9 protein-coding genes and 1 pseudogene are annotated in these 13,005 nt (G+C 74.8%); 2 read left to right on the top strand and 8 right to left on the bottom strand.

Annotated elements, in window-relative coordinates:
* Positions 1-22: 22 nt before the first annotated feature.
* Together AC07A4_RS29980 and AC07A4_RS29975 are read right to left on the bottom strand one after the other, a co-directional pair.
* Positions 23-458: pseudogene (locus AC07A4_RS29980) on the bottom strand (VOC family protein).
* 177 nt (positions 459-635) lie between these two features.
* The gene (locus AC07A4_RS29975) at positions 636-1,148 is read right to left on the bottom strand and encodes a pyridoxamine 5'-phosphate oxidase family protein (protein WP_478604489.1); all 513 of its coding nucleotides are present in this window, start codon (positions 1,146-1,148) and stop codon (positions 636-638) included.
* Positions 1,149-1,283: 135 nt separating this feature from the next.
* Between AC07A4_RS29975 and AC07A4_RS29970 the strand changes: the two genes are divergently transcribed.
* Complete coding sequence (locus AC07A4_RS29970) at positions 1,284-4,268, top strand: bifunctional [glutamine synthetase] adenylyltransferase/[glutamine synthetase]-adenylyl-L-tyrosine phosphorylase (protein WP_478604487.1); 2,985 nt, start codon at positions 1,284-1,286, stop codon at positions 4,266-4,268.
* Positions 4,269-4,302: 34 nt separating this feature from the next.
* Here AC07A4_RS29970 and AC07A4_RS29965 read toward each other — a convergent pair whose 3' ends face one another.
* From AC07A4_RS29965 to AC07A4_RS29955, 3 genes are all read right to left on the bottom strand, one after another.
* A complete protein-coding gene (locus AC07A4_RS29965; RefSeq protein WP_478604485.1) occupies positions 4,303-5,190 on the bottom strand; it encodes a phosphatase PAP2 family protein in 888 nt (295 codons plus the stop codon).
* 127 nt (positions 5,191-5,317) lie between these two features.
* Positions 5,318-6,355: a LacI family DNA-binding transcriptional regulator gene (locus AC07A4_RS29960; protein WP_478604482.1), complete on the bottom strand. Its 1,038-nt coding sequence runs from the start codon at positions 6,353-6,355 to the stop codon at positions 5,318-5,320.
* A 25-nt stretch (positions 6,356-6,380) separates the two neighbouring features.
* The gene (locus tag AC07A4_RS29955) at positions 6,381-8,066 is read right to left on the bottom strand and encodes a glycoside hydrolase family 13 protein (RefSeq protein ID WP_478604479.1); all 1,686 of its coding nucleotides are present in this window, start codon (positions 8,064-8,066) and stop codon (positions 6,381-6,383) included.
* A 362-nt stretch (positions 8,067-8,428) separates the two neighbouring features.
* Between AC07A4_RS29955 and AC07A4_RS29950 the strand changes: the two genes are divergently transcribed.
* Positions 8,429-10,162 carry a SpoIIE family protein phosphatase gene (locus AC07A4_RS29950; RefSeq protein WP_478604477.1) on the top strand — a complete coding sequence of 578 codons (1,734 nt, stop codon included), beginning with the start codon at positions 8,429-8,431 and terminating at the stop codon, positions 10,160-10,162.
* Positions 10,163-10,201: 39 nt separating this feature from the next.
* Here the strand turns inward: AC07A4_RS29950 and AC07A4_RS29945 are convergent, their stop codons facing one another.
* The 3 genes from AC07A4_RS29945 to AC07A4_RS29935 form a co-directional block, all read right to left on the bottom strand.
* Positions 10,202-10,909: a TetR/AcrR family transcriptional regulator gene (locus tag AC07A4_RS29945; protein ID WP_478604475.1), complete on the bottom strand. Its 708-nt coding sequence runs from the start codon at positions 10,907-10,909 to the stop codon at positions 10,202-10,204.
* Positions 10,910-10,983: 74 nt separating this feature from the next.
* Positions 10,984-12,084 (bottom strand): PDR/VanB family oxidoreductase, encoded by a 1,101-nt coding sequence (locus AC07A4_RS29940; protein WP_478604473.1) that lies wholly within the window; start codon positions 12,082-12,084, stop codon positions 10,984-10,986.
* A 1-nt stretch (position 12,085) separates the two neighbouring features.
* A complete protein-coding gene (locus tag AC07A4_RS29935) occupies positions 12,086-13,000 on the bottom strand; it encodes a metal-dependent hydrolase (protein WP_478604471.1) in 915 nt (304 codons plus the stop codon).
* Between the last annotated feature and the right edge of the window lie 5 nt (positions 13,001-13,005).

Raw genomic sequence — 13,005 nt, 5'->3', positions numbered from 1 at the left:
ACAGACCCGCCGCCGGTCGGCATCAGCGTTCGGCCAACGGTGCGGGGGCCTCCTGGACGACCCAGCTGTTGCCGTCCGGGTCCTTGAAGAAGCAGAACGAGCTCCACTCCGCGTCCCCCTTGCCGTCCACCCAGCCCTGGGCGCCCAGCGTCCGCACGGGGGTGACGTCCACCCCGCGTCCCGCAAGGTCGGCGCGCGCCGTCTCGATGTCCGTCACGCACAGCTGGAGTCCGTGCAGCGTGCCGGGCGCCATCGTCTCCTGGCCCGGCGCCAGCGGCAGTCCCGTCACCATCGCGAACGAACAGCGCGACCCCGGCGGCCGTGATCTGGATGACCCGCACGCCGGGCGCGACCTCGGTGTCCAGGTCGGCCTTGAAGCCGCACTTCGTCTCGTAGAACTCCTTGGCCCGGTCGAGGTCCGACACCGGCAGCGACACGACTTCGAGCGTCCACTCCATGGCTTGATCCCTTTCATCCCCGGCGTACGCCGTGATAGGGGCGTACAGCGCGATACGGACATGCGTGCGATACGGGCTCGTGCGCGGCCCCGGGCCGCCCATCGTACGGAAATTTGTTCGATACGGGAGGGGGTGCGGCCAACCGCCCTGGCGCCCGCCGTCACGCGATCCGCCCCGTCACGCGAACCGCCACCGCGTCTGGCTGAACGGCTCGCCCTTGCCGAAGCCGAACGCCGTGCGCGGCGCCACCGCGAAGACGTACGCGTGCCCGGCGCCGTGGTGGAAGCAGCCCTCGCGCACCTCGTAGTGCCAGAAGGCGCCGTACTTGTCCTCCCACGCCGCCGCCAGGTCCCGCAGCCGCTCCTCGTCGGTGACGCGGACCGCCGCGCCCTCCACCACCAGGTCGAAGCCCTCGGCCCAGCGGTCGCTGCCCGTCGTCAGGACCACCTCCGGGTTGGACTCCAGGTTCCGCGCCTTGCGCTCGGCGGGACCGGTGGCGAAGTGCAGCGCGCCGTGCCGCCACACCGCGGGCAGCGGCGTCACGTGCGGGCGCCCGTCGGGCCGTACCGTCGAGATCCAGAACAGCTCGGCCCCGGTCAGCACCTCAAGGGCCCGCGACCACGGGGTCGCGACGGCCCCCTCGCTGCTGTAGCGGGGGTCGATCTCCGTACGGGGTGCGCGGTTCGCCATGACTCGGCCTCCTGTCGTCCATGGTCACGTCCCAGGGCAGACCCCGCACGCGCGCGGAACTCATCGGCCGTGGGAGCCCCGCCCGGCACCGCTCGGTAGGCTCTGGCCAGGGATGGACGAGGGAGAGGCGCGGGCATGACGCTGCCGCAAGGGCGCAGGAGCAGCACGTTCACGCGGCTGCTGCGGCACGGCTTCACCGACCCGTCGGCGGCCGAGCGGCTCCTCGCCGCCCCCGAACTCGACGCCGTGCGCACCGACCCCGTGCTCCTGGACGCGCTCGGCGCCACCGCCGACCCCGACCTGGCGCTGCTCGGCCTGGTCCGCCTGGTGGAGGCGCAGGACGGCGACACCGACCGGCGCGAACTCCTCGACACCCTCGTCAGCGCCAAGCCCCTGCGCGACCGGCTCCTCGGCGTCCTCGGCGCGTCCGAGGCCCTCGCCGACCACCTCGCCCGGCACCCGCGCGACTGGCGCGCCCTGGTCACGTACGAGGCGGCCGATCTGCACCCGGGCGTCGAGGAATTCGAGCGCGGCCTCGCCGAGGCCAGCGACCCCGTGTCGCTGCGCGTCGCCTACCGCCGCTGTCTGCTGTCCCTCGCCGCCCGCGACGTGTGCGGCACCACCGACGTCGCCCAGACCGCCGCCGAGCTCGCCGACCTCGCCACCGCGACGTTGCGCGCCGCCCTCGCCATGGCCCGCGCCGCCGCGCCCGCCGACGCCGCCCGGTGCCGCCTCGCGGTGATCGCCATGGGCAAGTGCGGCGGCCACGAGCTGAACTACGTCTCCGACGTCGACGTCATCTTCGTGGCCGAGGCCGCCGACGGCGGCGACGAGGCCCAGGCGCTGCGCGCCGCCACCCGCCTCGCCTCCCATCTGATGCGGATCTGCTCCGACACGACCGTCGAGGGCACCATCTGGCCCGTCGACGCCAATCTGCGCCCCGAGGGCCGCAACGGCCCCCTCGTGCGCACCCTCTCCTCGCACCTCGCCTACTACCAGCGCTGGGCCAAGACCTGGGAGTTCCAGGCGCTGCTCAAGGCGCGCCCGGTCGCGGGCGACCTCGAGCTCGGCCAGGAGTACGTCGCCGCCGTCGCCCCCCTGGTGTGGCACGCCGCCGAGCGCGAGAACTTCGTCGTCGACGTGCAGCGCATGCGCCGCCGCGTCATCGCCAACATCCCCGCGGGCGAGGTCGACCGCGAGCTGAAGCTCGGCCCCGGCGGCCTGCGCGACGTCGAATTCGCCGTCCAGCTGCTCCAGTTGGTGCACGGCCGCGCGGACCCGTCACTGCGCAGCGGCACCACCCTGGACGCCCTGGCCGCGCTCGCCCGGGGCGGCTACGTCGGCCGCGTCGACGCCACCCAGCTCGACGACGCGTACCGCTTCCTGCGCGCCCTGGAACACCGCATCCAGCTCTACCGCCTGCGCCGCACCCACCTGGTGCCCGAGGACGACGCCGACCTGCGCCGCATCGGCCGCTCCCTCGGCCTGCGCACCGAGCCCATCACCGACCTCGGGCGCGCCTGGAAGCGGCACACGTCCGTCGTGCGCCGACTGCACGAGAAGCTCTTCTACCGCCCGCTCCTCGACGCCGTCGCCCAGCTCGCCCCCGGCGAGACCCGGCTCAGCACCGAGGCGGCCCGCGAACGGCTCGTCGCGCTCGGGTACGCCGACCCCGCCGCGGCCCTGCGCCACCTGGAGGCCCTCGCCTCCGGCGTCACCCGCAAGGCCGCCATCCAGCGCACGCTGCTGCCCGTCCTGCTCGGCTGGTTCGCGGACTCCGCCGACCCCGACGCGGGCCTCCTCGGCTTCCGCAAGGTCTCCGACGCGCTCGGCAAGACCCCCTGGTACCTGCGCCTGCTGCGCGACGAGGGCGCGGCCGCGGAGAACCTCGCCCGGGTCCTCTCCGCGGGCCGCCTCGCCCCCGACCTGCTCCTTCGCGCCCCCGAGGCGGTCGCCCTGCTCGGCGACGAGCGCGGCCTCGAACCCCGCCTCCGCGCGCCCCTGGAACAGGAGGTCCTCGCCGCCGTGGGCCGCGCCGAGGGCGGCGAGCAGGCGGTGACCGCCGCGCGCGGGGTGCGGCGGCGCGAGCTGTTCCGCACGGCCGCCGCCGACCTCATCGCCTCGTACGGCACCGCGGGCGGGCCCGACGCGGGCGCGCTCGTGGACCGCGTCGGCGGCGCCGTCTCCGACCTCACCGCCGCGACCCTCGCGGGCGCCCTGCGCGCCGTCGTCCGCGACGGCTGGGGCGACGAACTGCCCACCCGCTTCGCCGTCATCGGCATGGGCCGCTTCGGCGGCCGGGAGCTCGGCTACGGCTCCGACGCCGACGTCCTGTTCGTGCACCAGCCGCGCGAGGGCGTCGACGACCACGAGGCGGCCAAGGCCGCGGCCGCCGTCGTCGCCGAGCTGCGGCGGCTGCTCCAGGTGCCCTCCGCCGACCCGCCGCTCCTCGTCGACGCCGACCTGCGCCCCGAGGGCAAGAGCGGCCCCCTGGTGCGCACCCTCAAGTCGTACGAGGCCTATTACCGCCGCTGGTCCCTCGTCTGGGAGTCCCAGGCGCTGCTTCGCGCCGAGCCCGTCGCGGGCGACGCCGAGCTCGGGCGCGCCTTCATCGAACTCGTCGACCCGCTGCGGTACCCCGCCGAGGGCCTCGGCGACGAGGCCGTCCGTGAGATCCGCCGGCTCAAGGCCCGCATGGAGTCCGAGCGGCTGCCGCGCGGGGCCGACCCCACGCTGCACACCAAGCTGGGCCGCGGCGGGCTCTCCGACGTGGAGTGGACCGTCCAGCTCCTGCAGCTCCAGCACGGCTGGGCCGAGCCAGGGCTGCGCACCACCCGCACCCGCGAGGCCCTCGCCGCCGCCTGCGCCGCCGGGCTGGTCCCCGCCGACGAGGCGGAGATCCTCGACGAGGCCTGGGTCCTCGCGACGCGGGTGCGCAACGCCGTGATGCTGGTGCGGGGCCGGGCCGGTGACACGTTCCCCTCCGACGGGCGGGAACTCGCCGCGGTGGGGCGTTACTTGGGGTACGAGTCCGGGCACGTCGGCGACATGCTGGACGACTACCGCCGGATCACCCGGCGGGCCCGGGGTGTGGTGGAGCAGCGCTTTTACGGGGCGTAGGCCTTGCGGGGCGATTCGGCCTGCGGCCTCGTCCTCAAACGCCGGACGGGCTGCTCGCGGCCCGTTCGGTGGCGCCCCGCGAGGACGCCGGCTCGATGAGACGCGGCAGGCCCTGGGGCAGCGCCCCGTACCAGAGGCGGACCACTGCGTAGCCGAAGGCCAGGCAGATCATGCCGCCGACCGCGTCCAGCCAGAAGTGGTTGGCCGTGGCGACGATCACCACGAGCGTCGCGACCGGGTACAGAAGGCCGAGCACCCTGACCCACGGCACGGACGCCAGCGCGAAGATGGTGAGGCCGCACCACAGCGACCACCCGATGTGCATGGACGGCATGGCCGCGTACTGGTTCGACACGTTCTTCAGGTCACCGGAGGCCATGGACCCCCAGGTGTTGTGCACGATGACCGTGTCGATGAAGTCCCCGCCGGGCATCAGCCGCGGCGGCGCCAGCGGATACAGGTAGTAACCGAGCAGGGCCACCGCGGTGGTCGCGAAGAGCGCCAGGCGCGCGGCCGCGTACCGTCCGGGATGGCTGCGGTACAGCCACACGAGGACACCGAGCGTGACGACGAAGTGCAGCGTCGCGTAGTAGTAGTTCATGCCGACGATGAGCCATGTCACCGAGTCGACGGCGTGGTTGACGGAGCGCTCCACGGCGAGGCCGAGCGTGTGCTCCGCGTCCCAGATCCAGTCGGCGTTGCGCAGCGCCTCCGCCTTCTGCTCCGGCACCGCGTTGCGGATGAGCGAGTACGTCCAGTAACTCACCGCGATCAGCAGGATCTCGAACCAGAGCCGAGGCCGGCGCGGGGTGCGAAGCCGGCGCAGGAGATTCCTGGCTTTTCGGTCATCCGCATCGCCCGCGATGGGTGATGTGGCGGCCTTCTGGCGGCCTTCCAGTGTCGTCACAGTCATCTCACCCATAGGCACAAAGTCTGCCAGATACCCACCACCCCTCAGATCATCCCCCGGATGGGTTCCGGGCGCACGCCCTACGCCGCAGGGACGAGGTGCTTCAGGCCCCTCCCAAGGGGTGCGAGGCGCCATACCCCTAGGGGGTGGGGGGCCTTCCGTCCGGGGACATCGCGGTCGAGCCGCGGACGACCAGCTCGGGCATGAACACGAACTCGCTGTGCGGCGCGGGCGTCCCCGCGATCTCCTCGAGGAGCGTACGGACGGCGGCCTGCCCCATGGCCGGAACCGGCTTGCGGACCGTCGTCAGGGGCGGGTCCGTGAAGGCGATGAGCACCGAGTCGTCGAAGCCGACCACGGAGACGTCGTCCGGCACCTCCAGGCCCCGCTCGCGCACCGCCCGCACCGCGCCGAGCGCCATCATGTCGCTGGCGCAGACGACAGCGGTGCAGCCCCGGTCGAGCAGCGCGGCCGTCGCCGCCTGTCCGCCTTCGAGCGTGTACAGGGAGTGCTCGACGAGCTCCGCCTCGACGGCCTGTGCCGACAGCCGGAAGCGCTCCCGCATGGTGCGCGTGAAGCCCTCGATCTTCCGCTGTACGGGCACGAAGCGGCGCGGGCCGAGCGCCAGGCCGATGCGGGTGTGGCCGAGCGAGGACAGGTGCGTGACCGCCAGGCGCATCGCCGCGCGGTCGTCGGGCGAGATGAACGGCGCCCGCACGGCGGGCGAGAAGCCGTCCACGAGGACGAACGGGACGCCCTGCGCCCGCAGCCGCTCGTAGCGCTCGACGTCCGCTGTGGTGTCCGCGTGCAGCCCCGAGACGAAGATGATGCCCGCGACGCCCCGGTCCACCAGCATCTCGGTGAGCTCGTCCTCCGTGGAGCCGCCCGGCGACTGCGTGGCGAGGACCGGTGTGTACCCCTGCCGGGTCAGGGCCTGCCCGATCACCTGGGCGAGCGCGGGGAATATCGGGTTCTCCAGCTCCGGCGTGATCAGGCCGACGAGGCCCGCGCTGCGCCTGCGCAGCCGTACGGGCCTCTCGTAGCCGAGGACGTCGAGCGCGGCGAGCACGGACTGACGGGTGGCCGCAGCGACGCCCGGCTTGCCGTTCAGGACCCGGCTCACGGTCGCCTCGCTGACCCCCGCCTGGGCTGCGATGTCGGCCAGTCGCGCGGTCACAGGATTGGACTGTACCGGTCGTGTCTCACCCTGCCCACCAGGACGTCGTGTCCGGCGGCAGCACCGCACCGGCCGCGGCCCGCGCCCGGTCGCCGCCGGAGGCATCGGAGTTGGCGCTGCTCAGCAGCAACTCGCCCGCGTCCGCGAGCGTCACCGCCTCCCCGGTGAGGTTCACCGTCACCACCACCGAGCGGCCCCCGCCGCTCCTGCGGAACGCCAGGACGCCGGGCGGGGCGTCCAGCCACGCGACGGCGTCGCCCGCCCCAAGCGCCGGATGCGCGCGGCGCAGGGCCAGCGCGGCCCGGTAGAGGGCGAGCGTCGAGCCCGGGTCGCGCTCCTGGGCTGCCACGGTGAGGTCCCGCCAGGCGGCGGGCTGCGGCAGCCAACTCGGGCCGCCCTCGACGGGCCCGAACCCGAACGGCGGCCGCGTCCCCGACCACGGCAGCGGCACCCGGCAGCCGTCGCGGGTGCCCTCCTGCCCGGAGCCGTCCCGCCCGGAGCCGCGGAAGAACGCCGGGTCCTGGCGCACCTCGTCGGGCAGGTCCGTCACCTCGGGCAGGCCGAGCTCCTCGCCCTGGTACAGATACGCCGAGCCGGGCAGCGCCAGCATCAACAGCGTCGCGGCGCGCGCCCGGCGCAGGCCGCGCTCCGCGTCGCCGTCCGCGAGGCGCGTGGCGTGCCGGACGACGTCGTGGTTGGAGAGCACCCACGTCGACGGGGCGCCCACGGCGTTCATGGCGGCCAGCGAGCGGTCGATGACGGCACGCAGCGCCCCGGCGTCCCACCCGGTGGTCAGATAGCTGAAGTTGAAGGCCTGGTGCAGTTCGTCCGGGCGCAGGTACAGCGCGCTGCGCTCCACCGTCGGGGTCCACGCCTCGGCGACGGCGATCCGCTCGCCGCCGTAGGAGTCGAGGAGCTCGCGCCAGTCCCGGTACACCTCGTGCACCGCGTCCTGGTCGAAGTACGGCGTGGGCTTCACGCCGAGCAGCTTGACCTGCTCGCCGTGGCCGACGTCTGGCAGGCCGGGCGCCTTGATCAGGCCGTGCGCCACGTCCACGCGGAAGCCGTCGACGCCGAGGTCGAGCCAGAACCTGAGGACCGAGCGGAACTCCTCGCGCACCGCCGGGTGCTCCCAGTCGAAGTCGGGCTGCTGGGGCGCGAACAGATGGAGGTACCACTCGCCGTCGTCCACGCGCGTCCACGCCGGGCCGCCGAACACCGACTCCCAGTCGTTGGGCGGCAGTTCGCCGCGCACCCCCTTGCCGGGGCGGAAGTGGAACCGGTCCCGCGCCGCCGAGCCAGGACCGTCCGCCAGGGCCGCGCGGAACCACTCGTGCTGGTCCGAGCAGTGGTTGGGCACGATGTCGACGATCACCCGCAGATCCAGGGCGTGCGCCGCGCGCACCAGGTCGTCGGCGTCGGCGAGGGTGCCGAACACCGGGTCGACCGCGCGGTAGTCCGCGACGTCGTACCCGGCGTCGGCCTGCGGCGAGGCGTAGAACGGCGACAGCCACACGGCGTCCACGCCGAGCCGCCGCAGATGCGGAAGGCGGGCGGTGACGCCCCGCAGATCGCCCATGCCGTCGCCGTCGGAGTCGGCGAAGCTGCGGGGATACACCTGGTAGATGACGGCGTCGTGCCACCAGCCGGTGCGCGCGGCGGTGTCGGTGCGGTCGGGCTCGTCGGCGACGTCGGTGATGTGCTGGGTCATGAAGTCCCTTGCCGGTACGGGGGATCGACTGCGGTGCCCCCGGTGTCGCGCGGTGTCGCACCGGGGGAGCCGGACACGGTGCTGAACGTCCGGCGGGAGGAGGAGGTCACGAGCGGGCCCCCGCGAGGGGTCGCGGGGAGGCTGGGCCAGAAGCGGAGTCGACACGGGCGCCCGGCCGCGGGCCGCCCGGGGAGCGGAGTGTATCGGCGCCGCGGCCGTGCGCGGGGAAGATCCCGCGGACTCCCGCTGCCCGGGGGCGCACCGGCCGCACGCGCTCCCCCGGGGGCCGGTGCGGCGCTAGCGTGGTCGGGGCGGGCCTGCGGGGCCCGCCGTGCCGTTCGCCGCTCGGGGAGCCGTCCACCGTGAGGACCAAGCAGAACACCGAGGGCCGGGAGAGGGCCCGGCCGGGGCCGACGACGGTCCTGGTCGTCGACGACGTGGCCGCGAGCCGGTACGCGCTGGGCGCGGTGCTGCGCCGCGCCGGGCACGAGGTCGTCCTCGTCGGGAGCGCCGGGGAGGCCCTGACCGCGCTCGACGTCCTGCTGCGCGGGGCCGGGCTGCCCGACGTGGCGCTCGTCGACGTCGGCCTGCCCGACATGAGCGGCTTCGACCTGTGCCGCCGCATGAAGGCGTCGCCGACGACCGCGGAGCTGCCCGTCGTGCACTTCTCGGCCGTCGCGCACGGCTCCGTCGACCGGTGCCGGGGGCTCGACGCGGGTGGCGAGGCGTATCTGACGGTGCCCGCCGAGCCGGAGGAGATCCAGGCCGTGGTCGGCGCCGCGGCGCGCGGCGGCCGCCACCGCAGGGCCGCCCGGAGCCGCGCGGGCCGCCTCGCCCTGCTCGCCGAGGCCGTCCTTGACGTACAGTCCGCGCGCTCCCCGCGCGAACTCGCCGAGACCGCCGCCGCCCACGCGGCCCGCCTCAGCGGCACCCCCGCGGCGGCCTTCGTCGTCGACGACGAAGGCGGGATTCGGCAGGGCCTCTCCTGGTCCCGGGGCGCGACGCCGCCGCCCGACCGGGGCGCCCACGAGACGGTGGCCCGCCTGGCCCAGAGCCTGATGGCGGGCAGGACCGGCGTGCACAGCACCGTCATCCCGGCGCCGGTGTGGCCGGCCGGGTTCTTCGGGGCGGGACCCTTCGCGCAGGGCCCGCACGCCTGCGGCGGGGACGCCCGCGGCTGGCCGCCGCACGCGCTGGCCCGCCCGCGCGACGGCGCCGCGCGCGGGTGGAGCGCCCCCGTCGGCGCGCTCCTCGCGCTGGCCCGCACCCGCGCGGACCGCGGCCCGGTGTGCCTGGCCGTCCCGGCGTACGCGCGCGACCACGCGGCCGAGCTCGGCCGCCTCGCCCACGCCACCGCCCGCGTCGCGGAGCAGCTCCTGATGTTCGAGAACGGCCGCCACGTGGCCCTCACGCTCCAGCACAGCTTCCTGCCGGGCGACCTGCCCGAAGTGCCGGGGGCGGAGATCGTCGTGCGCTACGAACCGGCCTCGCGGCAGGCGGAGATCGGCGGCGACTTCTACGCCACGCTGACCACGCCCGGCGGCGTCCTCACCGGCATCGGCGACGTCGCCGGGCACTCCCTCGACGCGGCCACCGTGATGGTCGAGCTGCGCCACGCGCTGCGCGCCTACTGCCTGGAGGACCCCGATCCCGGCGTGCTCGCCGAGCGCCTGGACCGCATGCTCCAGCACTACCACCCGGAGACCACGGCGACGATGTGCCTGGCACTCGTCGACCTGGCCTCGGGCCGCGCCCGCGTCGCGAACGCGGGCCACATCCCGCCGCTGGTCGTCCAGGGCCCGGGCAAGGCCGCCTACCTGGAGGTCGCGGGTCCGCTCCTCGGCCTCGGGCTGCGCAGGCCGCCGCCCGTGGAGGCCAGCCTCGGGCCCTCGGACCGCCTCCTGATGGTCACCGACGGGCTCATCGAGACGCGGGGCACGGACCTGGCCGTGTCGATGGAGCAGCTGCGCGTCGCGGCGGCCGAGGCGCCGCCCGGCGTGACGGCCCTGTGCGACACGCTCCTGGAGTGCTTCGGCCGCGACCGCGACGACGACATCGCGCTCCTCGCGCTGCGCCTGACGGGCGCGGACGCCTAGGCCCCCGGGGGCTTCCGGGCCGCCCGGAAGGGGCCGCCCCTAGGAGGGCAGGGCCGCCTTCGGCGCGAGCGCGGCGAGCCGGCTGAGCAGGTCGGCGAAGGGCCCGTCGGCCGGCTCGTCGGCGAGGACACCGCCGAGCAGCCGCGCCATCTCCTCGTCGTACGCGGCGCTCACGGCGGCCAACGCCGCGAAGTCATGGACGAGTTGGAGCTCGAGCTCCTCGCGCGGGATGCGGCGGCCGTCCAGCCAGATCAGCGCCGTGGACTCGGCGAGCGAGATCCACGAGCGCACCACGAGTTCGAGCCGCGCGGGCGGTTCGGCGATCCCCAGGTGCGCGGTGATCTGGTCGTACGCCGCCTGCCGCACCGAGTCGATGAGCGCGTTCGTGGTGGAGGAGCCGACGGCGGGGCCGCCGCGCATCAGCGCGTAGAAGCCGGGGCCGTGCTCGTCGACGAAGCCGAAGAACCGGCCCGTCACCCGCAGCAGGCGCGCCCCAAGGGGACCCTCGCGCGGCTCCACGAACCGCTCGGCCAGTTCGTCGGCGGCCCGCTTCAGAGCGGCCTCGTACAGGCTGAGCTTGCCGGGGAAGTAGTGGTACACCAGCGGGCGCGAGATGCCGGCGGCCGAGGCTATCTCGTCGATGGAGACGTCCTCGGGCGAGCGGTGGCTGAACAGTTCGAGCGCGACCCCGATCAACTGCTGCCGCCGCTCCTCCACGCCCATCCTGCGTCGCGTCCCCGTAGTCATGCGAACACTCTACCGAGCCGGGCGGGCCGTGAACGGAGGCCCCCGCTCCGCCCGTTCGCGGACGCGGCGCGCGGTCACAGGTCGAGGACGATCCGCTCCCCGCGCGCCCGCGACACGCAGATCAGCATCGAGTCGCTCCGCTCGCCGTCGGTCAGGAGCTCGTCGCGGTGGTCGATGTCGCCTTCCAGGACCCGCTGTTGGCAGGTGCCGCAGAAGCCCTGCTCGCAGGAGTACGGGGTGCTGGGAAGGGCCGCGCGGACGGCCGCGAGGACCGTGGTGTCCGGGCCCACGGCCACGGTGCGCCCGCTGCGCCGCAGTTCGACCTCGAAGGCGGCGGCGCCGCCCGCCGCCGCGCGCGGCGCGAACCGCTCCAGGTGCGGCGGACGGTCCTCGGGCAGCGCGCCGGTGACCGCGGCCATGAGCCCTTCGGGCCCGCACGCGTAGACGGCGGCGCCCGTGCTCCCCGCGTCGCCGATGAACCCCGCGACGTCCGGCCGCCCGCTCTCGTCCTCGGCGACGACGGTGACGCGCCCCCCGCCGGGCCCGCCCGGCTTCGCGAGCTTCTCTATCTCCTCCAGGAACGGCATGGACGCCCGGCCGCGCCCGCAGTACAGCAGCCGCCACGCGCCGCCCCTGGCCTCGACGGCCCGGACCATGGCGAGCACCGGCGTGATCCCGATGCCGCCCGCCACGAAGACGTACGCGGGGGCGTCCGCGACCAGCGGGAAGCGGTTGCGCGGCCCGCGCACCTCCACCAGGGCGCCCTCGCGCAAGCCCTCGTGCACCTCCCGCGACCCACCGCGCCCGCCCTCCCCGGCGCCGATGAGCCGGGTGGCGATCGTGTACGAGGACGTGTCCTCGGGGTCCCCGCACAGCGAGTACTGCCGTACGAGCCCCGAAGGAAGCACGAGGTCGATGTGGGCGCCCGGCTCCCAGGCGGGCAACCCGGCGCCCTCCAGGCGCAGTTGGACGACGCCGTCGGCGGCCCTCTCGTGCCGGGCCACGCGCAGCCGCAGCGCGCGGGTGCGCGGCCGCCCCGACACGGGCTCCGCGAGCGCGGGCAGCGGCCACAGCGGCGAGGCGTCCACGCGGCGGCGCAGGGCGCGCCTGGTCTGCCGGGCGACGAGGGCGGCGCCGGTCAGGAGCAGGGCGCCGCGGGCGCGGGACAGCGGCATGTCACGCGGCTCCGTTCGCGCGGGCCTCGGCGGCCGTGGCGGCCGGGGACGAGGCGAGGTAGGCGACGGCCTGCGCGGTGCTGCCCTGGTGCGAGGGGTGGTACGAGCGGCTCAGGTACGTGGGGATGGAGCGGAGCATGGCCCCGGTCGTGGGCAGCGTGCCCGCGCGCCCCGCGCGGTGGAAGTCCCTGAAGGTGGCCTTGCCGTCGGTGAGCGTCGGGTCGTTCGCCATGAAGAACCGGGCCCCGCGCTGCCACAGGAACACCAGGGCGCCGAAGGCAGCGGCCCACGTCCGCACCCGGCGGCCGTAGCCGCCGTCGACGTGCAGGAACAGGTCGAAGGCGACGGAGCGGTGCTCGACCTCCTCGGCGCCGTGCCAGCGCAGCAGGTCCAGCATCATGGGGTCGCCGCCGCGCCGGTCGAGCTCCGCCGCGTTCAGGACCCAGTCGCCGAGGAAGGCGGTGTAGTGCTCGATGGCCGCGATCATCGCGACGCGCTCCAGGAGCCACCAGCGGCGGGCCTTGCCCGGCGGCAGCGTGCGGTCGCCGAGCAGCTTCTCGAAGAACCAGTCGACCTGCGCCGTGTACGGGGTGGGGTCCAGGCCGAGGTCCCGCAGGTGCGGCAGGACTTCGTCGTGGGCCTGCGCGTGCATGGCCTCCTGGCCGATGAACCCGATGACGTCCGCGCGCAGTTCCTCGTCGGTGATCAGGGGGAGCACCTGCTTGTACACATGCACGAACCAGCGTTCCCCGGCGGGCAGCAGGAGGTGCAGGACGTTGATCGTGTGCGTGCTGAAGGGGTCGCCCGGGAGCCAGTGCAGGGGCGTCTCCTCCCAGGAGAAGGAGACGCGGCGCGCCTTGAGCGGTATGTGCTCGGAGGCGACGGGCTGGGGGAGCCGGGCCTTCGTATTAGACATGGCGT

The sequence above is a fragment of the Streptomyces sp. NPDC043996 genome, from assembly GCF_056435225.1.
This window is presented reverse-complemented; position numbering and strand designations above follow the sequence as displayed.